The following is a 20,143-nucleotide window of genomic DNA, read 5'->3' on the forward strand; positions in this document are numbered from 1 at the left end:
CGTCAGGCGCCGGAGGCCGGAGGGCAGGGATCCAGCGGCGGCAGTTTGCCGTCGCCGCCCAGCCACGCTTTAACCTGCCGGTTGTAGATGGCGGCGTAGCTGCCGTCCGCATCGGCTTTACGCAGCACGTCGAGCACAAAATTGCACAGGTCGACCGCATTGCGGTTCATGCCCACGCCGATAGGCTCGTCGAGAAAGGGTTTGCCGACCATTTCCACGCCGTGCGGATCCGCTTTTACCAGCCCGGCCAGCACGTGGTTCGGGCTGACAATGGCGTCCACCGAACCGTTTTTAAGCGCTTCGTTGCATTTGGACACCACGTCGAACGGCACCAGTATCGCCTTAGGGTAATGGGTCAGCATAAAATTCTGGCCGGTGGAACCGCTCAGCACGCAGGTTTTTTTATCGTCCAGATTCTGTGGCCCCGCCAGATGTTGCGGGTTGCCTTTTTTGACCATCAACACCTGCCCGCCCACCAGGTAGGGACCGGCCTGGTTAACCACCTTGCGGCGTTTCTCGGTAATGGTATAGGTGGCAATCACCAGATCGACGCGGTCTTGCTGTAAAAACGGTTCGCGGTTCGGCGCCGAGGTCTCGACCCAGGTAATCTTATCGGCCGGAAAACCCAGTTTGGCGGCGATAAGTTTCGCCAGGTCGATATCAAAACCTTCCGGCTGCCCGGACAGGTTGCGCATGCCGAACAAGGGCTGATCGTATTTAACGCCGATGCGCAGCGTGGCAGCCTTCGATAACCGATCCATGGTGGAACCGGGCGCGAACGCGGGCGCTTCGGCCGCGCGGCCGGCGCTGCAAACGGTCAGCAGCAGGGCGATACACAGGGAAAACAGGCGAACAGTCATGTGGTTTCAACCTTAGGAGTGAGGAAGGACTTTGGAGAGAAAATCCCTCGCCCGCTGGCTTTTGGGCGAGGAAAAGAAATTATCGGGACTGTCCTGTTCGACGATACGGCCCCGATCCATAAAAATCACCCGGTGCGCCGCCTGTCTGGCAAAACCCATTTCATGCGTCACCACCAGCATGGTAATGCCCGATTTAGCCAAATCACGCATCACGTCCAGCACTTCGCTGACCATTTCCGGATCCAGCGCCGAGGTGGGTTCGTCGAACAGTATGATTTCCGGCTGCATGGCCAATGCCCGGGCGATGGCCACCCGTTGCTGCTGGCCACCCGACAGCGCGGCGGGGTATTTATCGGCCTGTTCCGCCACCCCGACCCCGGCCAGTAGGCTCAGCGCCCGCTGCCGCGCCAGTTTCGGCGCGATGCCCTTGACCCTGACCGGTCCCAGGGTGACGTTTTCCAGAATGGTTTTATGGGAAAAGAGATTAAATGACTGGAACACCATGCCGACCCGGCCGCGCAGTGCCGCCAGGGGGCGGCCTTCCTGCGGCAGCGGCGCGCCGTCGATAAGGACGCGGCCGCCGTCGAGGGTTTCAAGCCGATTGATAACCCGGCACAGGGTGGATTTCCCCGAGCCTGACGGCCCTATCACCACCACCACTTCACCCCTGGCGATGGTCAGGTCAATATTATCCAGGGCGCGGAACGTGCCGAAATACTTTACCGCGCCTTCAATCCGGACAATTTCAGTATTTGGCATTATCGCCTCACAGGATGATGACAGAGCAACAAAGCGGATGTTATGTTGAGTGCTATCTATACTACATGACTAGTCAATATTAAATATCTAAGCGTCTGGTATATGAAAACGTTATGGTTAAATAGCTGAAGGATGTGCTGGCAGGGAGGATGCGGTTTTATTTGACTAGTCATGTTGCCCCGGCCGAGCCAACGCCGGCCGGGCCGCTGAACCAGTTCACTCCCGCTGTATCCTGTGAGACAATGCGCCCGGGTCAAAGGGGAAACGCTGTGGTATTAACTGGGATTAATCAACAAGTTAAATAAAAATGACTAAAAAAAACACACCGCTGTACCAGCAGATCCATCAGCATGTCCTGGCGGGTATCGCCGCCGGCCGCTATCCGCCGGGCGGCAGGCTCCCCTCGGAGTCAGTGCTGGCCCGCGAGTTCGCCACCACGCGATCCACCGTGGTACGCGCTTTGCAGCAGCTGGATTTCGAAGGGGTCATCAGCCGCGAAAAGGGCCGGGGCACCTTTGTCAAAACCCCAAGCCTGGCGACCACCCTGGATATGACGCGCATCCGTTCCTTTGAGGACGAAATCGCCGAAAAGGGCGCCACGATCGAATATCGCCTGCTGGCCTTTAACCGCCTTAAAGCGCCGGTGAAAGTCGCGGCGGCGCTGGAGATTGCCGAACAGGGCGAAATCTATCACCTGGTGCGTTTACGCCTGGTCAACGGCGCCCCGGCAGTGCTGGAGAATCGCTATATTCCACTGGAGATCGGCTCCCGGCTGACCATCGACGCCTTAACCCATCATGCCATGTATTCAATACTGGAAAACCAGATCGGCCTGCCGGTAACCGATGTGGACGGCCTGATCCGGGTCATGGGCGCCGGCAAGGAAATCGCCGGCCATTTGCAGATCAAGGCGGGCACGCCGGTGCTGGTACGGGATTATCTGCTCAGCGGAGAAAACCGCCGGCCGCTGATCTGCGGCGAGGCGTATTTCCGCGAACAGTACCCGATTCGCTACCATATCAAAGCGGTTAAACCGGCGTGATCCCCCGGATCACCGCCAGTCATAAAAGCGCGAGGCGTGCTCCGGCGAGATATAACCGCTCTCCACATCGGCCTTGACCCGCTCGGGATCGCGCCTGGCGGCATCGCCGTAGCCGCCGCCGCCGGCGGACAGGCAAACGATGCGGTCCCCTCGGCTGATCACCACGCCGCTTTCGCGCCCGTTAAGCCGCTGTGTCGCCGTGCCGGCGCGCAAAATATAATATTCATGTCCCTGCGCCTCCCGGCCGGACATCAAACCGTAGGGCAACACGTCGGTGCCCGCGCCCGCTACGTTGAGCACCCCCGGCTCGGCGCCCGTATAGCGGATGGCGATTTTGCCGCCCAACCCGCCGCGCTGTTCGCCGGCGCCGCAGGAGTCCTGGCGCAGGCTGTATTCCTCAATCACCAGCGGATAGGTGGCCTCGGTACGCTCGATGCCCGGCGACGGCGTGCCGCCGGGGTTATGGATGCCGCCCAGGTTCGGCCAGCCGTCGAATTGTGCGTTGGCGCCGGCGCCGCCGCGATTGAAAAAGGAGTGCCAGATAAACGAACCGCCGTCCTGGCCGCGGCTGGCGATGGCAAAACGAAAGCGGCGGGCGAACCCGGCCATGACATTGCCGGGCAGCGACGCCGCCATTGCCTGTAGCACCGCCTCGATAATCGCGCTGGCGGTCAGGGATGTGCAGGCCGCGACCGGGGCCGGCTCGACGGGATCCACCAGACTGCCTTTACGCGTGCGCAATTCAATGGCCCTGGCGCTGCCGTCGTTCAACTGCTGTTCATCGTCGCATAAGTATAAAAACGCCACGTTCACCGCCGCGCGGGTATTGGCCAGCGGACTGTTTAAAAAGTTATCGACCTGATCGGGGCAGCCGGTGAGGTCGACCACCGCGCGGCCATCGCGGATTTCCACGCTCACCGGCACCGGGATCCAGCGGGCGTGATCCTCGCCCTCCAGATAACTCATGCCGGTGAAAACCCCCGGCCGACAGCGTTTAAGCAGCAGGCGCAACCCCAGCTCGCCGGCGTCGAGAATACCGCTCACGCATCGGTTTATCTCATCGGCCCCATAGCGCGCCAGCAAGGTCGAAACCCGCCGCGCGCCGATATTGACCGCCGCGATCTGCGCCAGGATATCCCCTTTCAAATCGCCGGGTTTGCGCGAGTTCAGGGCGATAAAATCCAGTATATCGGTGTGCACCGCGTCCTCCCTTGCCAGACGCACCGGCGGGATGCGCAGGCCTTCATGCCATATTTCCCGCGCCGACGCGCTGTAGCCGCCGGCGGAAATGCCGCCGATATCGCCCTGGTGCGCGCGGATGGATACCCACAGCCGCAGCCGGCCCTCGGCGAACACCGGCTTGGACATGGTGATATCGGGCAAATGGCTGCCGCCGGAGTAGGGGTCGTTGGCGATAAAGATATCGCCGGGGCGCAGATCGTCGCCGAAGCGCTGCATCATGGCTTTCAATGCCCAGGACATGGCGCCCATATGGATCGGCACGCGTTCCGCCTGCGCCACGGTATTGCCTGAATGGTCGGCGATCACCGTCGAAAAGTCCTGGTTCTGGTTGAGGATCGGCGAGAAACAGGTGTGGGTCATGGTTTCCGCCATTTCCTCGGCAATGGCCTGGAGTTTATGGCGCACCACGGAAAGCGTCAGCGGGTTAATCTCTGTTTGCCGGTTCATGCATATTCTCCGCGGGTAATGTGAAGACAGCCAATCTCGTCAACCCGGGCGTAATCGCCCGGGTGCAACAACACGGTGGTGGAGGCCGAGTCTATCAACGCCGGGCCCCGCAGGCGGGCGCCGGCGCCAAGCGCGTCGAACCAGTAAACCGGGCAGGAGAGAAAACCGTTGAGGTAAACGCGGCGTGCGGCCCGCGGCGCCGGGACGCCGGCCTGATCCGCAACCCGGGGCGGGGCGACCCTGGGCAGCACCCCGTAGGCGGCAATGCGAACCTGATCGATAATCGCCGGTTCGCTTTCGTGGATATGATGGTACAGGCCCATATAGGCCGCCTCAAATGCCTGTTGTAAACGCGCGTCCAGCTCGCCGGCCGGCCATAACGCATCCATGGCCACCGGAATGCTGTGAATCTGGCGTTCATAGCGGCAATCGGCTTCCAGACGCAGCGTCATGTGCTCCGGGCTGAACCCTTGACGGGATAAGCCGCGCCGCGCCTCTTCGGTCATCTGCGCGCACAGTTCGCCCAGGGCGTTGGCGGCCATGCCGCCGACCGGCCCGCCGACCGCGCGCTGGATATCATGGCGCACGTCGGCGGCCAGGAAACCGAGCGCCGACAGCACCGAGGCCTGGCGTGGGATGATAGCCTCGGGAATTTCCAGCTCGCTGGCCACGGCGCTGGCGTGGACGCCGCCGGCGCCGCCAAAGGACAACAGCGCGAAATCCCGCGGATCGGCGCCGCGCCGCACGGTGGCCAGCCTGATGCCCTCGGTAATTTTTGAACTGGCCAGGTTATGGACGGCGAGCGCCGCGTCTTCAACCGACAGGCCGAGCGGCGCGGCGATATGGTCTGTAATGGCCGTGACGGCGGCCGGTAGCGAGAGCCGAAGCCTGCCGCCCAGAAAGGTATCGGCGCTGATAAAACCGAGCACCAGATTGGCGTCGGCCAGCGTCGGGCGCGTGCCGCCTTTCATAAAACAGGCGGGCCCGGGCGCGGCGCCGGCGCTGCGCGGGCCAAGGGTCAGGATGCCGCCGCCGTCGATCGCGGCGATGCTGCCGCCGCCGACGGCCAGGGGGTTGATATCAATGGCGGGCACGGCGATTTTCATATCGGCCAAGTGCTTGGCCTGGATTTCCACCGGCCGTTGTTCTTCAATCACGCAAATATCGGTGCTGGTGCCGCCGGTGTCATAGGCCACCAGGCGCGGGAAACGGTAATGTCCGGCAAACAGCGCGCCGGCCATCGCGCCGCCGGCGGGCCCGCTGGTCACCGCGCCCACCGAGCGTTTCCCGGCTTCGTCCGCCGGCAATACGCCGCCGTTGGATTGCATGATCAATAGCGGCGCGCGAATGCCGTTGCGCGATAGATTGCCGGCCAGCCGCGTCAGGTAGCCGTCCAGTCCCGGACCGACATACGCGTTGACCACCGCCGTCGACAGCCGATCGTATTCGCCTTCGCGCGATAACACTTCGTGCGACAGCGACACGAACGGCGACCAACCGCTGGCCGCAATCAGCTCACGCACCCTGATTTCATGCCGCGGATTACGGTGGGCGTGCAGGAAGCACACCACCACCGCCTCGACCCGCCGTTCGCGCAGGCTATTGATCGCCTCTAGCGTCCCGGCGTCGTCGAGCGGCGTTTCGACGCCGCCATCCTTATCCATGCGCTCCATCACTTCCAGACGCAGATTCCGCTCAATCAGCGGTGCGGGAAATTGATCGCGCAGGCGGTAACGATGGTCTTTGGTGCCTTCGCGCAATTCCAGCAGATCGCGAAAGCCGGCGGTGGTGATCAAGCCTGTCCGGGCGCCGTTGCGCTGTACCAGGATATTGGTGGCCACCGTGGTGCCGTGGATAAACACCGTCGTACCCGCCAGCATTTCCGCCAGGCTTTGGTTGAGTTCCCTCGCCAGCAGCGCCAGCCCATCAAGCACGCCCTGGGCGGGATCGGCCGGCACCGAGGGCGTCTTGACAAAACGCAGTCCCGCCGCCGGGTCCAGCGTGACGACATCGGTAAACGTGCCCCCTACATCAACCCCAATTCGCATTTCAACCTCATCCGGATAACAGTTATCGTCAAAGGGCAATATACATGACTAGTCATGTGTGTCAAACACAGCATGGCGAATGCGCCGGTAGAAACCTCATGTGGCGGCTTTAATTCCTATTTATGATCATTAATGACTAGTCATAATAAAATGACACGACCGGAAAATGATTTCCCTGGACGGAGTAACGGGTTGCCGGCCGATGACGGTTGGCCTCCCCGCGATGCCGGCGCTGAAAAATGCCGCCGCGGGCGACAGACGCGGCTTCATTCGCGGATATGTACCCTGAACGCCGCCCCGGTTGGCGGTGAAAAACGTTGGTTTGCCGGGCGGCGCTGGATTATGCTGTGGTTTTCGCGCCCGCCAAGGAGAAGTTATGACCCCAAGCCTGATGATCGCCAATCGGCAAACCTGGTTTGGCGCCGGCAGCATCAGCCAGCTTATTCCCCTGCTGGAAGCCGACCCGCGGCCGACGCTGCTGTTCAGCTGCCGCTCGTTCCTTGGCGGGCCGATATACGCCGCGCTGGCGAGCCGGCTGGCGCCTCTGCTGGCCGGCATCGAGATTGTCGCCCATGAGGCGTCGCCGCAGGATATCGACCAATGGGTGGCGCGCTGGCGCGGCAAAACGCGGCGCGTGGTGGCCATCGGCGGCGGCAGCGTGCTGGATGCCGCCAAGGCGTTTGCCGCCCTGGTGGAGCATCCGTTGCCGACGCTGCGCTATATGGAAAAGGTGGGCGATAGCCGGCTGAGCGGCGCAACCCTTGCGCTTATCGCCATTCCCACCACCGCCGGCACCGGCAGTGAAGCGACGCAGAACGCGGTAATTACCGATAGCCAAATCAATAAGGTCAAGGCGTCGCTGCGCCACAATAACCTGGTGCCGCAGATAGCCATCCTAGATCCCCGGCTGCTGGCCGGCGCGCCGGATCCGGTGCTGGCCTGCTGCGCCATCGATGCCTTCACCCACCTGTTCGAGTCCTACTTATCCAAAACGGCGAGCGGCCTGTCGCGCGAAATGTCGCTGACCGGCATGCGTCTTTTCCTCCAGGCCTGGCCGGCGCTAAACGGCGGCGAAGACGCGCGCGAGGCTATCATGCAGGCGTCCTATCTGGGCGGCCTGACGCTGAGCATGGCGGGGCTGGGCGTCATCCACGGCATTGCGGGCGAAGTCGGCGCCCTGCGCGACTACCATCATGGCCAGGTCTGCGGCCGGCTGCTGCTGCCGTTCCTGGAACTGCTGGCAAACAGCGATCAGCCCGAGCAACGGGCGCGGATGGCGGCGTTGGCCGTCCGGCTGTTTCCAGAAAGCCAGGACAGCCCGGAACAGTATTTATCGGCCTATATCACCCGCAACGCCATTGCGCCCTTCTGGCGGGATGATCTGACGCTCAGCGGGGCAGAGCTGGCGGTGTGCCTGGAAAAATCCAACAGCAAAAATTCGCTGCTTGACTATGCGCCGGCACAGCGCCGGGCGATGATTGGCGCGGCGTTTCGCATCGAATGTCAATAACGACGAATGGCGTTTTATCCTGGCCGCCATCGTGACGGCGATAAATGCCCGTAACGGATCGCGCCGCAACGGGTCCGGCGTCACGCCGATGTGATGCTTACCGGCACCCCCGGCGCCTGTAGGAAGCGGTTATGGATTTTCTCCTTTACCTCGTTATCGTCTTGTTGTTGACCGCCGCCGTGGTGCTGGTCCACGCGTTCGGCAACCTGGAATATGTGGCCAATGCAAAGCAACTGTTCAAGGCATGGTCGGTCTGGCTGGCCTCGATCGGCTCGATCCTTACCGCATGGGTGGCGTCCTTCCCCGACGCGGCGCTGAACGCGTGGAATGTGCCGCCCGTTGAGGTAAAGTCGCTTATCCCGGAACATTACCTGGGCATACTGGGTGCCGTGATGGTCGCCCTGGGCGTGGTGTCACAGCTTGTCCGGCAAAAGCACCTGGCTGGACAAAATCAGACCCTGGAGGACTGATCATGAAAGCACGGTCCGCCATGTTTGCCGGCGGCCGGCACTCCCTCCTCGCCGGCCTGGCGTTGGCGGTCATCCGCGCTGCGTTTCCCGCCTCAGGAGAGTTCACCCTGGCTCAGGCGCTGATAAAACGCCGATGCGGCGTTTTCCCCCAGTGCCAGCGCGGCGCAGCGCAGGAATTTTTCTTTATTCAGCGACGGCGGCAGCGGATGGTTATAGGACGATCCCAGGGCGCTGTCGATATAGGTGGTCAACCGCCGCCCGTCACGGGTTTCAATGGCCACCTCGGCGCCGCCGATATTGTCGCGCTGGTAGCGCGCAAGCGTAACCCGCTGCATTAACGCGCGCGTATCAGGCCGGGCGAAACGGGTTTCATCGCTAAAATCGTCCAGTTCCAGACGGCCGTTTTCCAGCGCGCGCGCCACGCAATAATGCAGGCTGAACTTGGCGGCCAGCGGAGTGGCCGGCGCAGGCACGTCAATATGCGCAAAGCGGATAGGATGCACCCCCACCACCACGCGGGCAATGCTGTCCGGCGTCAGGCGATGTTCCTGGCGCAGGGATAAGATACCGTCCAACGGCGGCAGAATGGCATAACAGCAGGGAAAGCGCTTTTGCTTGATGCCTTTCTCGCGATCGAGCAGTACCGGCTCGCCATCCCAGGGATTCACCAGGGATGACACGTCATAATGATCCGCACCGTCGTTGAAAACGTTAAGGTAGCCGTGGTGATGCTCGAACGCCAGGTCGCCGGCGCTGAAATCCTGCTGCGCCAGCTTGACGGCCAGCAGCGCATTGCGATTGGCGTGGCCCACGCCCAGCGGTTTGGTCTCGCTGCCGAAATTGGCTTTGATGCCGCAGGCCAGCGCGGTGGCGATCGACAGCGCGCCGGCGGTTTGCGTCTCGCCAAGATTTAGCAGCGCCGCGCAGGCCGCCACGGCGGCGAACAGGCCGATGGAAGTGGTGGGATGCCAGCCGTGTGTGTATTGATAACGGCCGACCGCGTCGCCCAGACGCGACGCGGCCTCAAATCCGGTAATATAGGCTTTTACCACCGCGGCCGCGGGCGCCCGCAGTTCGTCCGCCAGCGCCAGCAGCGCCGGCAGTATGGCGACCGAGGTATGCCCGTGCAGGCGGGAGTTGGAGTCGTCGAAATCCAGCATATGGGCGGCAATGCCGTTCAGCAGGGCGGCGTCGAGGGCATTGAGCCGCAAATCAGTGCCGAAAACCCGGCTAAGGCCGCGGGCGGCGGTGGGTTCGATAACCGCGCGTAATTTACCCGCGCCCGGCTGTCGGCTGCCGGCAAGCGTGACGCCCAGGGTATCGATAATGGCGTAACGCGCCCGCGCAACCGTTTCGTCGGGCAAGTCGCGCCGATGAAACCGATGGATATTGCCGGCGAATTGCAACGCGATGGTCATGATCGTTCCTTATCGGTAAATGGCAGGCTTCTTACCGCCCGGAAAGAAGGGCGGTCAGGGTGGCCAGGGAGCCGGGCTGTTCAAAGCTGGCCGCGGCCTGGAATAACCGCTCGCTGTCCTCACGGCCCAGCGCGGGCACCGTCAGGCGGGAAAATTTTTCATGTAATTCATCAAGCGTCAGGGGATTGAGGGCATGGCCGCGCACGATGGCGGTTTCGCCGCGCAGATGCTGGCCGTTTTTAAACCAAATATCGATTATCGACGCATGGGGCGCCTGTCCTTCCACGGCCTGCGCCTCCACGTTTGCCAGCAGTGCCCTGGCCCGGGGATCCTGGGTATGGTCGGTGGTAAAATCCTGTTCTCCGAGCGCGTAGCCGCACAGTGCCAGGGCGACGCAGTGCTGAACGCTGAATTTGGTCTCCAGGGGGGTGCGGGGGTGGGGATTGCCGGCATTGATCATGCACATGGGATGCACCCGGGCCTGAACCCGGGCAATCTCGCGGCCGTCGAGCCGGGTAAAAAGCGCGCGCGCGGTTTCAATGGAGGCATGGGTGCCGCGGCAACTGGCGTAAAGCTTGTAGCCGTTGGACGCCAGCTCCCAGGTTTCGCCCAGATCCAACGGCGGCACCTCGACCTCTCCGGTCTGGATAAAGGATTTCAGCCAGCCCGCGGGCTCGTAAAAATGATGAGCGGCAATAAATCCCGACTGCGCCAGCTCCGCCGCCATAATGCCGTCCATTGCCGCTTTGCCGGCGTGGAAGGGCTTGCCGTGGGTGCCGGAGGACTTCATCAGCCCGCCCATCATCGTCGCCGCCGCGCCCAGGGCGTTTGCCGAGGCGGTATCCTCAAGGCCGAGCAGGGACGCGGCCACGGCGGCGGCGCCCACCCGGCCGACGATAGCGGTCGGGTGAAACCCCCGGCGCTGCAAATTCCTGCCGACCCCACCGGGACCGCCGCCGCCCAGTTTGGCCATGATTTCATACCCCGTGATGAAGGCGGCCAATACCTGCCGTTCCGTGACGTCCCGCGCCTGGGCCAGCGCCAGCGCCGTGGACCAGCAGGGGCCGCTGGGGTGGCCGGCGCCGGCGGGATGGGTATCGTCGAAATCCGCCGCATGGGCCATGGTGCCGTTGACCAGCGCCGCCAGCGCAGGCGCGGTCCGCTCGCCAAGAATGATTTGCGCCCGGCCCCTGGCCTGCCATTGCAGCGCCACCTGCCTGACCGCCTTGACGGCCGGGTCATGGACCGCGCCGATAGCGACGCCCAGATAATCAATCAGGGCGCGTTTCGCCTCTTGCAGTACCTCATCGGGAAACGTTTGGTCGCGCGCTTGCTGAATAAAGCGAATTAATTGTCCGGCGCGCGGATGGGCGTCAGATAAAGGGGGTGTCGCGGGCATTTCTTTTCCTTAATCAGTCATAACCAAAAGGCAATACGCACCCGCAATTTACATTACCGTTGCGGAAAAGTGCCCATCGGGATAGCGTGAGGATTATAAAATATCATGATGTTAGGCGTTATTAATATGATTTATATTTATGATATTATCGGCTAAGTTAAGCTATATGTTTTCTAAGGGCCGCTATGGGCGGTGAAAAAAAATCATTATCGGCAAGGAATGCGAAGAAAGATACAAACGGTGGTGTAATTAATATGATGATATATAAGTATTTAATAAAAAAAACCCTGTATGCCGGTGCCGTTTTTCCCCCGGGAATTAATCCTGGGCCAAGGGCGATAAATGATTATTTTCTTTTTGCATATTAACTTAGCGATAAAATGCATTTTATTTATCTTACGGCGGATGGTAGGGTCCGCTGGCTGACGGTTTTATTGTGAAATGTGTTTGGCTCAATTTCTGAAAATAATTGTTTAAAAGGGATAGGCAATGAAAACGCTTCGTTTACAGAGGTCCGGTATTCATCGGCATTTATATCTGCCTATAACCATGGTGTTATTTTTTGCCACGCTGGCGCACGGCGCCGATAGCGAGGACTGGCGGCCGCAGCGTCCCGTTCAGGTGCTGGTGGGGGTCGGTCCCGGCGGTTCCATGGACCGTACCGCCAGGATGGTAAGCGACGGCCTGAAGCGCGCCGGACTGGCGCCCGCCGGCGGTGAGGTGGTCAATCGTCCGGGCGGCGGACACGCGCTGGCGCTGAATGCCCTGTTGAATCAGCCCGGCGTTGGGGAAAGCATCCAGGTCGTTAACACCCCCTTTGTCACCAATAAAATACTGGGCCGCAGTCCCATCGACTATAAGGCGTTTACCCCGCTGGCGCTGCTGTTCAGCGAAAATTTCCTGTTTGCCGTACGCAGCGACTCGCCCATTAAGGACGGCAAGGATTTGATTGCCCGGTTGCGGCAAGACCCCGGCAGCGTCTCCTTTTCCGTCTCCAGCGGCGTGGGCACGGTTAACTTCGCCGCCGCGATGGAACTGGCGACCGCGGCCGGCGCCGATATCCACAAAATCAAGGCGGTCAGCTTCAATTCGGCGGCGGAAGGGGTTACCGCCACGCTGGGCGGGCATATTGACGTGGTTATCACAACGCCGTCCAGCATTGTGCCTTTTGTCCAGGCCCAGCGGCTGCGGGTACTGGCATCGGCGAGCGAGGCGCGCCTGGGCGGCGTGCTGGCGGATGTTCCCACCTGGCGGGAGCAGGGGGCGGATGTGGTGGCAAGCGGGTGGCGTATCGTTATCGGCCCACCGGGGCTGACCCCCGCGCAAGTGCGCTTCTGGGACGCGGCGCTGCGGCAAATCACCGCGACCCCGGCCTGGCATGCCGAACTGCAGCAGGAATATATCGATGCGGGTTATGGCGATCATAACGTGGCCGCGCGACTGCTGGACGGTGAGGCCGGACGTCTGACGGCGCTGTACTCGGCGCTCGGCCTGACCGCGCATTAACCGGGAAAAGGGACGGGAGTTGACCACCATGATAAGCCTTATGCTCGCGGCGGCGGCCGCCATTCTCGCCGCCTGCTATTACTGGGGAATACAGCGGATCCCCCTGATGGGCATCGGCGATCCCATCGGCCCGCGTTTTTTTCCCGGTTTGTTATGCATCGCCATGCTGTTTTGCGCGCTGCTGCTATTGCTGGAGGGGTTGAAAAACCCTGCGCCGCGCCATAAGGCCGGCGGATCGCTGAAGCCGGTACTGGCGGCGGTGGCGGTCATCGCCCTGTACTTTATGGCGTTTGAACGCCTGGGCTACCTCCTCGATACCCTGCTGTTTTTAGTGATTACCATGGGCTGGTGCCATCCGAAACGCGGCCACGCGGTGCTGGTGGCGGTGATTTTTTCGCTGGCGAGCTGGTATCTGTTCAAATATGCCCTTGACGTGCAGTTGCCCGCCGGGCGGCTCTTTTCCTGATAGAGGCGGCTATGGATACCTACCTGCAAATTTTGCACGGCTTTAGCGTGGCTTTTCAGCCGGTAAATCTGTTTTATGTGCTGATTGGCTGCTTATTGGGCACCGCCGTCGGCATACTGCCGGGACTGGGGCCGACCGCGGGCATTGCCCTGATGCTGCCGGTCACCTTCGGACTGGAACCCACCGGGGCGCTGATTATGCTCTGCGGTCTTTATTACGGCGCGATGTATGGCGGGTCGACCTCATCGATTCTAATCAATACCCCCGGCGAATCGTCCTCGGTCATGACCGCGCTGGACGGGCACCAAATGGCGCGGCAGGGACGCGGCGGCGCCGCGCTTGCCGTGTCGGCCATCGGATCCTGTATCGCCGGCACCATCGCCGTCGTGCTGCTGAGTTTTTTCGCCGTGCCGTTTTCCGCCTTCGCCCTGCGCATCGGGCCGGCGGAGTTTTCCATGCTGCTGCTGTTTTCCCTGAGCGCCGTGGCGTCACTGAGCGGAAAATCGCTGGCGCGGGGGCTGTTCGCCATGGTGCTGGGGTTGATTATCGCGACCATCGGCATCGACCTGCAAAGCGGCATGCCGCGTTTTACCGGCGCTATCCCGGAATTACAGGAGGGGGTGCCTTTCCTGGTGGCGTCGGTCGGCCTGTTTGCCCTGTCGGAGGTGCTGATAAATTTTGAACGCCATTTAAAAGGCGAAGCGCAAATCCAGCCCATCCGCGGCAGCCTGTGGCTGACCAGGGAGGAATGGCGGCGTTCGCGCATGCCGATCCTGCGCGGCACCCTGCTTGGTTTTGCCAAAGGCATCCTGCCGGGCGGCGGCGCGACCATCGCCACGGTATTGTCCTATAGCCTGGAGCGATCGCTGAGCAAAACGCCTGAGCGGTTCGGCCAGGGGATGATCGAGGGGGTGGCGGGGCCGGAGGCCGCCAATAATGCCGCGGTAGGCGGGCACCTGGTGCCGTTGCTGACGCTTGGCGTGCCGAGCAGCAGTTCCTCGGCGCTGCTGCTGGGCGCGTTCGTGATGTTCGGCATCCAGCCGGGGCCGTTGCTGATGCAAACCCATCCGCAGCTGGTCTGGGGCCTGGTGGACAGCATGTACCTGGGCAACCTGATGTTGCTGTTGCTCAACCTGCCGCTGGTATTTTTATTCGTCAGGCTGCTGTACATCCCGACCGGCATGCTGTTGCCCGGCATTGTTACCGTGGCCAGTATCGGCGTCTATGCCATTAAATCCAGCGTGTTTGACCTTTATCTGATCCTGGGATTCGGCATCCTGGGTTATGTACTGCGCAAGATTGACGTGCCCCTGGCGCCGATGATCCTTGCCCTGGTGCTGGGCAGCAACCTGGAGCAGTCGTTTCGCCAGGCGCTGACCATTTCCGCCGGCGATATGCATGTCTTTATCGCCAGTCCCATCGCCATCGGGTTCCTGATCCTGACGCTATTGTCACTGGGTCTGAGCCTGGTGGTGCCGTTCTGGCGCGCCCGGCGGTCCGCCGCCGGCCGGCAAGTGTGATTCAAGGCGCGGGAAAACAATGAAACTTGATGAAATGAATGCCTTTATGGCGCTGGTGCAGTTGCAGTCGACCCGCGAAACGGCCGAGCTGCTGGGACTGACGCAGCCCGCCATCACCCGCCGGGTTCAGAGCCTGGAGGCGTCCCTGGGCGTCGTGCTGCTCGACCGGCAAACCAAACCGCTGACGCTCACGCCCATCGGCCTGCGCGTGTATCAGCAGTGCCAGCGTATCAGTAATGAAATGGGGGTGTTGCGGCAGTTGGTGGCGCAGGATGAGCCGCCGAGCGGGGTCCTGCGCCTGGGGATGCCGCAGAGCATTACCGACATCGGGGTATTGCCGGCGCTGAAGACCTTGACCCGCCGCTTTCCCCATATCGAGCCGCACCTGAGCGGCAACTGGGGCAACAGCCTATTGCAGGGGATGCAGAAGGGGGCGCTGGATGCGGCTTTGCTGCTGCTGCCCGCCAGCAATGTTTTTCCCCACGGCTGGCAATGCCATGACCTGGGGCCGGTACCGCTGGTGGTCATCGCCGCCGGCGACGATAAACCGGTTCCTGATACGTTGGCGGCCTGCCATCAGCGGGGCTGGGTGCTGAATCCGGAGGGCTGCGGATTTCGCGCCGGCCTGGAACGTGCGCTAAAGGATCGCGGCCTGCCGATGCGCATCAATATGGAAGTCACCGGCAGCAACCTGCAACTCGCCCTGATTGCCGCGGGCAACGGCCTGGGTTTATTGCCGCGCTACCTGGTGGAAAGCAGCGTATACGCCAATCGGCTGCGCATTTTGCCGCTACGGGACTTTCAGCCGCATAACCGGCTTTGGCTGGCGCATGCCACCCTGCCCAGGCCGCTGGCCGACGCGGCGGCCTGCTTCGGCGCGGCGGTCGCGGCGGGGCTCGGGTTGGCGGAACCCGTGGCGCAATAACGTTCGCCGGCCGTTTGAGCGTCATCCGCCTTGTAAACAGCCGCCCTTGCGAGAGGGTAAATCACACGGGTAATCCAGGAGAAAATATCATGACAGCACCAGTAGACTACCAACGGCTACGCCATTTTATTGGACAATTGGCCACCGTATTGGATGAAACCGGGGATGAGGCCGAAATCCTCCGCCAGGGGAAGAGTTTGCTGGCCGGGCTGGTCAGTCATGACGACTGGCTGGACGACGCTTTCGCCCGGCCGGACCCCCATCATTATCAACAGTATCTGCTCCATGCCGATTCCCGCCAACGCTTCTCGGTAGTCAGTTTTGTCTGGGGGCCGGGTCAGAAAACACCGGTTCACGATCACCGGGTCTGGGGGCTGATCGGCATGCTGCGCGGCGCTGAACAGTCGCAACTGTTCAGCCGGGGCAGCGAGGGTTTGCATCCGACGGGCGATCCGGTGCGGCTGGAGCCCGGCGATGTGGAGGCGGTGTCGCCGCGGGTGGGGGATATCCATCAGGTGAGCAATGCCTTCGGCGATCGGGTTTCCGTCAGCATCCACGTCTACGGCGCCAATATCGGCGCGGTGCGGCGCGCCACCTACCAGCCGGACGGCAGTGAAAAACGCTTTATCTCCGGTTACTCCAATACCTTGTTGCCTAACATTTGGGACTTATCACGATATGGCTAATGTGAATGCGCCGGCACGGCGCGGATCCGGCGTTATCCGCCGGGCCTTGCTGGAACGGCGGGAAACGGCGCTGGTGGATGTACGCGAAGAGGCCCTCTTTGCACAGGGCCATCCGCTGTTTGCCGCCAATATTGCGCTTTCCAGACTCGAGATCGAGGTGCGCGCGCGCATCCCGCGCCTGGGTACCCCGATAACCCTGTATGACAATGGCGCGGGGCTGGCGGTCAGAGCCGCCGAGCGCCTGATGGCGTTGGGTTATACCGATGTGGCGCTGCTCGAGGATGATCTGGCCGGCTGGCGGGCGGCGGGCGGCGTGCTGTTCAGCGATGTGAATTCCCCCAGCAAGGCTTTCGGCGAGTGGGTGGAGCATCAGCGCCATACCCCTTCGCTGGCGGCGGAGCAGGTGAAAGCGCTGCTGGATCGGCAGGCGGAGGTGGTGGTGCTGGATGTACGCCGCTTTGATGAATACCAGACCATGAATATTCCCGGCAGCATCAGCGTGCCGGGCGCGGAGCTGGTATTGCGGGTGCGCGATCTGGCGCCATCGCCGTCAACGCGGATCATCGTCAACTGCGCCGGGCGCACCCGCAGCATTATCGGCGCCCAGTCGCTGGTCAATGCCGGCATCGCCAATCCGGTATTCGCCCTGCGCAACGGCACCATCGGCTGGACGCTTGCCGGTTATGCCCTCGAGCAGGGCCAGCGCCGCCGCTATGGACCGCCGGACGCCGACGGTTGCCGCCTGGCCGCCGAAGACGCCAGGCGGGTCGCCGACCGGGCCGGGGTAAAACGCACGAACATGGCGGAACTGGCGCAGTGGCTAGCCGATGAGTCGAGTACCACCTATGTGTTTGATGTGCGCGCCCCGGAAGAATATAGCGCCGGTCATTTGCCCGGCGCCCGGCCGGTGCCGGGCGGCCAGCTGGTGCAGGAGACCGACCACTACGCCTGCGTGCGCGGCGCGCGGATCGTGCTGGTCGATAACATGGGGGTGCGCGCCGATATGACCGCCTCCTGGCTGGCGCAGATGAACTGGCGGGTTTGGGTGCTGGACGGACTGACCGACGACGATTTCAGCCAACGGGGAGAATGGTCGCCGCCGCTGCCCGCATTGCCGCCGCAGCGGCGGGTAGACGCGGCGATCCTTGCCGGCTGGCTGCGCGAAGCGGATACCCGGGTGCTCGATTTTACCGGCAGCGCCCATTATGTCGACGGCCATATTCCCGGCGCCGGCTGGGTATTGCGATCGGACCTGGACCGGCTGGCCGCGGCGGGGGCCTTACCGCCCGCGCAACGCTATGTCGTCACCTGCGGCACCAGCCTGCTGGCGGGGTATGCGGTGGCCGAACTGGAACAGCTTACCGGCAAGCCGGTATACGTGCTGAACGGGGGGAACGCCGCCTGGCGCGCGGCGAACCTGCCGCTGGAGCAGGGTGAAACCCGGCTGCTGTCGCCGCGCATCGATCGCTATCGCCGCCCCTACGAGGGCACCGATGTGCCGGCACCCACCATGCAAGCCTACCTGGACTGGGAGTTCGGGCTGGTGGCGCAACTGGCGGAAGACGGCACCCATGGTTTTTCGGTGATATAGCCGGGAGGCGGCGAACGCGGTAAATGCCGCGCCGAAACGGCCGCCGCCGCCCCAGGCGTTGGCGGCCGCGAAAATGTCTTGGGGCAGCGGCGAGCCGGCTATCCGCGCCGGCCTGCTATCCGAACCCTTAGCGCATTATATTTTTTGATAAAAAAGTCCGTTTTGCCAAATAGATGACAAAATTCAGCGTGGTCAGGCCCGCTAATCTTGTTCCTCATCCCGTCTTTTTATCCCCCGCCCCGGCAGCAATTGAAAACCCCGCATAATGGCAAAACACGCCGTTTCTTGCCATCTAACGGCCAGCATCAATAAATAGTGTGGCATAATAGCGGCAATCGGGTCTTAAGCGAGATAATGGACAATGCCACTGATCGGTGCCGCAAGAAAGATCTTGTCTCGCAAGAATTTTGCGCAGGTCATTCCCTCACGCGCTGAAATAGGGTACAAGGCTGCATGAAAATTCCAAACAGAATCCAACCGCTGGTGGATGACGGGCTGATAGACGACGTGGTCCGTCGATTGAGAAGCGGTAAAGAAGCCGACGTTTACACCGTGTTATGCGGTGAAGAGACGCGTTGCGCCAAGGTTTACAAAGAGGCCACGCAGCGTAGCTTCAAGCAGGCCGTGCAGTATCAGGAAGGACGCAAGGTCCGCAACAGCCGCAACGCGCGGGCGATGCAAAAAGGCTCCAGGTTCGGACGCCAGCAGCAGGAAGAGTCCTGGCAGACGGCGGAAGTCAACGCGCTGTTCCGCCTGGCGAATGCCGGCGTGCGTGTGCCGCAGCCGTATATTTGCCTGGACGGCGTGCTGCTGATGGAGTTGATTACCGACGCCGACGGCGTGGTCGCGCCGCGCCTGAGCGATGTGGTCCTGACCGAGGCGCAAGCGATAGCCGATTTCGACACCATGATCCGCAATATCGTGCGCATGCTGTGCGTGGGCATCGTGCATGGGGATCTTTCGGAATTCAACGTGCTGATGGATGCCGAAGGGCCGGTGATTATCGACTTGCCCCAGGCCGTCGATGCCGCGGCGAACAACCTTGCCGAATCCATGTTCGCGCGCGATGTGAACAATATGACGGAATACTACGGCCGCTTCGCGCCGCAGTTGCTGCAAACCCGTTATGCAAAAGAAATCTGGGCGCTGTTCGAGGAAGGCAAATTGACCCCGGAAACCCAGCTGACCGGCACCTTTGCCGAAGATACGCATAAAGCCGACGTGGATTCGCTGCTCGATGAAATCATCGCCGCCGAATATGAATTCTACGATCGCCAGCGGGCACAGAAGGATCGCGATCTTTAACGCCAGGTGAAGGGATGCCGGCCGCAAACGATGCACCGATCCGTCGAGGGTATTTATCACGGCAGCTCCGCCCTGTTAGCGCGCGCGCCCATTGCATGCGTTGTTCAAGCGGCATGATAAACGAACTGCCGGGCGGCGCAAGTTGGTACTCCACCTTTGCAGCTTGCGGCCATGGCTTAATATAATATGAGCGTCGCGGCTTTTTATCGTCATTTCAAATTAATCACCGCCATGACGCCGATTCAATACCAGAAGCGCCTGTGCCGGCTTAAAGCGCGCTGGTTGCTACTGTTCGACCCGCGCCGTGCCGCTTCGATTGCATTTAGGGTAGGTTACGAAAGCGCCTCAGGGTTCAGCCGTGAATTACCCGGCGATAAGCATGAATTTAATAAAAGGCGCAGAGGTAGCCCCTTTTGCCAAAATAATTACCATAATAATCTTTTGGGTTAGGATGGTAGCCTGTTGCCTTACCGTTTTTTTGTGCCGCGCATTCTTTATTGCCTTCGTCTTGATATATCGCCGGGACGGGGCCAAATAACTTGGCGCTATTCCAAAATTGCTTCTGCCCCGGAGGACTGACTAACGTTGGCGACGTCGCCGAGGGCTTATCGCCAGGCCGGCTATCAATGTAGGCGCAGCCGGAAGTCAGCATGGTAAAAATGACAAAAAGAGGTATAAGCGTGGTTTTTATCATATTATTTACCTAATAATGAGCTGTGTGTTGAATATATTGGCTCGATGGCATGATATTCAGACAAAATAGGGGCTACACAAAATAATGTGAATTATTAATCTCTCATCAAATAAAAATTGTTAAGTTATTAACAGAGATCCACTTCGCTGGATTATCGCGTCAGACCTCCTTATGTATCACTTTTTGGCTGGTGAATTAATTATTAACATGTTTACAAGCTACATCTCAAAATGACGATACGCAATTGCCACTTTC

General features: G+C 61.2%; 18 protein-coding genes. 11 read left to right on the forward strand and 7 right to left on the reverse strand.

The features are described 5' to 3' along the window. Nucleotides 1-2: 2 nt before the first annotated feature. Nucleotides 3-860, reverse strand: coding sequence for a glutamate ABC transporter substrate-binding protein (locus VGC33_RS03095; protein ID WP_331118925.1), 858 nt, complete (start codon nucleotides 858-860; stop codon nucleotides 3-5). A gap of 12 nt (nucleotides 861-872) precedes the next feature. Beyond that, on the reverse strand, nucleotides 873-1,619 hold the full coding sequence (locus VGC33_RS03100; RefSeq protein WP_331118927.1) for an amino acid ABC transporter ATP-binding protein: 747 nt from the start codon (nucleotides 1,617-1,619) through the stop codon (nucleotides 873-875). 307 nt (nucleotides 1,620-1,926) lie between these two features. Between VGC33_RS03100 and VGC33_RS03105 the strand changes: the two genes are divergently transcribed. Beyond that, a complete protein-coding gene (locus VGC33_RS03105; protein ID WP_331118929.1) occupies nucleotides 1,927-2,661 on the forward strand; it encodes a GntR family transcriptional regulator in 735 nt (244 codons plus the stop codon). A gap of 9 nt (nucleotides 2,662-2,670) precedes the next feature. On the opposite strand, the gene VGC33_RS03110 is transcribed toward VGC33_RS03105, so the two are convergent. Together VGC33_RS03110 and VGC33_RS03115 are read right to left on the reverse strand one after the other, a co-directional pair. Further along, entirely contained in the window at nucleotides 2,671-4,350 is a 1,680-nt protein-coding gene (locus VGC33_RS03110; protein WP_331118932.1) for a hydantoinase B/oxoprolinase family protein, read from the reverse strand. Beyond that, nucleotides 4,347-6,398 (reverse strand): hydantoinase/oxoprolinase family protein, encoded by a 2,052-nt coding sequence (locus tag VGC33_RS03115; RefSeq protein ID WP_331118934.1) that lies wholly within the window; start codon nucleotides 6,396-6,398, stop codon nucleotides 4,347-4,349. Before VGC33_RS03115 ends, VGC33_RS03110 begins: the two co-directional genes overlap by 4 nt. A 376-nt stretch (nucleotides 6,399-6,774) precedes the next feature. Between VGC33_RS03115 and VGC33_RS03120 the strand changes: the two genes are divergently transcribed. Both VGC33_RS03120 and VGC33_RS03125 read left to right on the forward strand, forming a co-directional pair. Continuing rightward, on the forward strand, nucleotides 6,775-7,908 hold the full coding sequence (locus VGC33_RS03120; protein ID WP_331118936.1) for an iron-containing alcohol dehydrogenase: 1,134 nt from the start codon (nucleotides 6,775-6,777) through the stop codon (nucleotides 7,906-7,908). 131 nt (nucleotides 7,909-8,039) lie between these two features. Further along, nucleotides 8,040-8,378, forward strand: a complete 339-nt coding sequence (locus VGC33_RS03125) for a DUF7940 domain-containing protein (protein ID WP_331118938.1) — start codon at nucleotides 8,040-8,042, stop codon at nucleotides 8,376-8,378. 92 nt (nucleotides 8,379-8,470) lie between these two features. On the opposite strand, the gene VGC33_RS03130 is transcribed toward VGC33_RS03125, so the two are convergent. Together VGC33_RS03130 and VGC33_RS03135 are read right to left on the reverse strand one after the other, a co-directional pair. After that, entirely contained in the window at nucleotides 8,471-9,796 is a 1,326-nt protein-coding gene (locus tag VGC33_RS03130) for an MmgE/PrpD family protein (RefSeq protein WP_331118939.1), read from the reverse strand. Between the two features lie 31 nt (nucleotides 9,797-9,827). Further along, nucleotides 9,828-11,195: an MmgE/PrpD family protein gene (locus VGC33_RS03135; RefSeq protein WP_331118940.1), complete on the reverse strand. Its 1,368-nt coding sequence runs from the start codon at nucleotides 11,193-11,195 to the stop codon at nucleotides 9,828-9,830. Nucleotides 11,196-11,684: 489 nt separating this feature from the next. Here VGC33_RS03135 and VGC33_RS03140 point away from each other — a divergent pair, with 489 nt between their 5' ends. From VGC33_RS03140 to VGC33_RS03175, 8 genes are all read left to right on the forward strand, one after another. Continuing rightward, the gene (locus tag VGC33_RS03140; protein ID WP_331118941.1) at nucleotides 11,685-12,701 is read left to right on the forward strand and encodes a tripartite tricarboxylate transporter substrate binding protein; all 1,017 of its coding nucleotides are present in this window, start codon (nucleotides 11,685-11,687) and stop codon (nucleotides 12,699-12,701) included. A gap of 28 nt (nucleotides 12,702-12,729) precedes the next feature. After that, nucleotides 12,730-13,167, forward strand: coding sequence for a tripartite tricarboxylate transporter TctB family protein (locus VGC33_RS03145; RefSeq protein ID WP_331118942.1), 438 nt, complete (start codon nucleotides 12,730-12,732; stop codon nucleotides 13,165-13,167). 11 nt (nucleotides 13,168-13,178) lie between these two features. Continuing rightward, nucleotides 13,179-14,687, forward strand: coding sequence for a tripartite tricarboxylate transporter permease (locus VGC33_RS03150; protein ID WP_331118943.1), 1,509 nt, complete (start codon nucleotides 13,179-13,181; stop codon nucleotides 14,685-14,687). Between the two features lie 19 nt (nucleotides 14,688-14,706). Next, complete coding sequence (locus VGC33_RS03155) at nucleotides 14,707-15,612, forward strand: LysR family transcriptional regulator (RefSeq protein ID WP_331118944.1); 906 nt, start codon at nucleotides 14,707-14,709, stop codon at nucleotides 15,610-15,612. An 89-nt stretch (nucleotides 15,613-15,701) separates the two neighbouring features. Beyond that, entirely contained in the window at nucleotides 15,702-16,298 is a 597-nt protein-coding gene (locus tag VGC33_RS03160; RefSeq protein ID WP_331118945.1) for a cysteine dioxygenase family protein, read from the forward strand. Then, on the forward strand, nucleotides 16,291-17,889 hold the full coding sequence (locus VGC33_RS03165; RefSeq protein ID WP_331118946.1) for a rhodanese homology domain-containing protein: 1,599 nt from the start codon (nucleotides 16,291-16,293) through the stop codon (nucleotides 17,887-17,889). The genes VGC33_RS03160 and VGC33_RS03165 overlap by 8 nt, the downstream gene beginning before the upstream one ends. Nucleotides 17,890-18,342: 453 nt before the next feature. After that, nucleotides 18,343-19,194, forward strand: a complete 852-nt coding sequence (locus VGC33_RS03170) for a PA4780 family RIO1-like protein kinase (RefSeq protein ID WP_331118948.1) — start codon at nucleotides 18,343-18,345, stop codon at nucleotides 19,192-19,194. Nucleotides 19,195-19,380: 186 nt separating this feature from the next. Next, nucleotides 19,381-19,644, forward strand: coding sequence for a helix-turn-helix domain-containing protein (locus tag VGC33_RS03175; protein ID WP_331118950.1), 264 nt, complete (start codon nucleotides 19,381-19,383; stop codon nucleotides 19,642-19,644). On the opposite strand, the gene VGC33_RS03180 is transcribed toward VGC33_RS03175, so the two are convergent. Next, nucleotides 19,580-19,888, reverse strand: coding sequence for a hypothetical protein (locus VGC33_RS03180; RefSeq protein ID WP_331119084.1), 309 nt, complete (start codon nucleotides 19,886-19,888; stop codon nucleotides 19,580-19,582). The genes VGC33_RS03175 and VGC33_RS03180 overlap by 65 nt on opposite strands. Between the last annotated feature and the right edge of the window lie 255 nt (nucleotides 19,889-20,143).

The organism is Acerihabitans sp. (genome assembly GCF_036398755.1).
Lineage (GTDB): Bacteria > Pseudomonadota > Gammaproteobacteria > Enterobacterales > Enterobacteriaceae > Acerihabitans.

Bases quoted from the DNA above. Each gene is read 5' to 3' on its own strand.
- VGC33_RS03095 (WP_331118925.1), bottom strand. From the start codon at position 860: ATGACTGTTCGCCTGTTTTCCCTGTGTATCGCCCTGCTGCTGACCGTT.
- VGC33_RS03100 (WP_331118927.1), bottom strand. From the start codon at position 1,619: ATGCCAAATACTGAAATTGTCCGGATTGAAGGCGCGGTAAAGTATTTC.
- VGC33_RS03105 (WP_331118929.1), top strand. From the start codon at position 1,927: ATGACTAAAAAAAACACACCGCTGTACCAGCAGATCCATCAGCATGTC.
- VGC33_RS03110 (WP_331118932.1), bottom strand. From the start codon at position 4,350: ATGAACCGGCAAACAGAGATTAACCCGCTGACGCTTTCCGTGGTGCGC.
- VGC33_RS03115 (WP_331118934.1), bottom strand. From the start codon at position 6,398: ATGCGAATTGGGGTTGATGTAGGGGGCACGTTTACCGATGTCGTCACG.
- VGC33_RS03120 (WP_331118936.1), top strand. From the start codon at position 6,775: ATGACCCCAAGCCTGATGATCGCCAATCGGCAAACCTGGTTTGGCGCC.
- VGC33_RS03125 (WP_331118938.1), top strand. From the start codon at position 8,040: ATGGATTTTCTCCTTTACCTCGTTATCGTCTTGTTGTTGACCGCCGCC.
- VGC33_RS03130 (WP_331118939.1), bottom strand. From the start codon at position 9,796: ATGACCATCGCGTTGCAATTCGCCGGCAATATCCATCGGTTTCATCGG.
- VGC33_RS03135 (WP_331118940.1), bottom strand. From the start codon at position 11,195: ATGCCCGCGACACCCCCTTTATCTGACGCCCATCCGCGCGCCGGACAA.
- VGC33_RS03140 (WP_331118941.1), top strand. From the start codon at position 11,685: ATGAAAACGCTTCGTTTACAGAGGTCCGGTATTCATCGGCATTTATAT.
- VGC33_RS03145 (WP_331118942.1), top strand. From the start codon at position 12,730: ATGATAAGCCTTATGCTCGCGGCGGCGGCCGCCATTCTCGCCGCCTGC.
- VGC33_RS03150 (WP_331118943.1), top strand. From the start codon at position 13,179: ATGGATACCTACCTGCAAATTTTGCACGGCTTTAGCGTGGCTTTTCAG.
- VGC33_RS03155 (WP_331118944.1), top strand. From the start codon at position 14,707: ATGAAACTTGATGAAATGAATGCCTTTATGGCGCTGGTGCAGTTGCAG.
- VGC33_RS03160 (WP_331118945.1), top strand. From the start codon at position 15,702: ATGACAGCACCAGTAGACTACCAACGGCTACGCCATTTTATTGGACAA.
- VGC33_RS03165 (WP_331118946.1), top strand. From the start codon at position 16,291: ATGGCTAATGTGAATGCGCCGGCACGGCGCGGATCCGGCGTTATCCGC.
- VGC33_RS03170 (WP_331118948.1), top strand. From the start codon at position 18,343: ATGAAAATTCCAAACAGAATCCAACCGCTGGTGGATGACGGGCTGATA.
- VGC33_RS03175 (WP_331118950.1), top strand. From the start codon at position 19,381: ATGAGCGTCGCGGCTTTTTATCGTCATTTCAAATTAATCACCGCCATG.
- VGC33_RS03180 (WP_331119084.1), bottom strand. From the start codon at position 19,888: ATGATAAAAACCACGCTTATACCTCTTTTTGTCATTTTTACCATGCTG.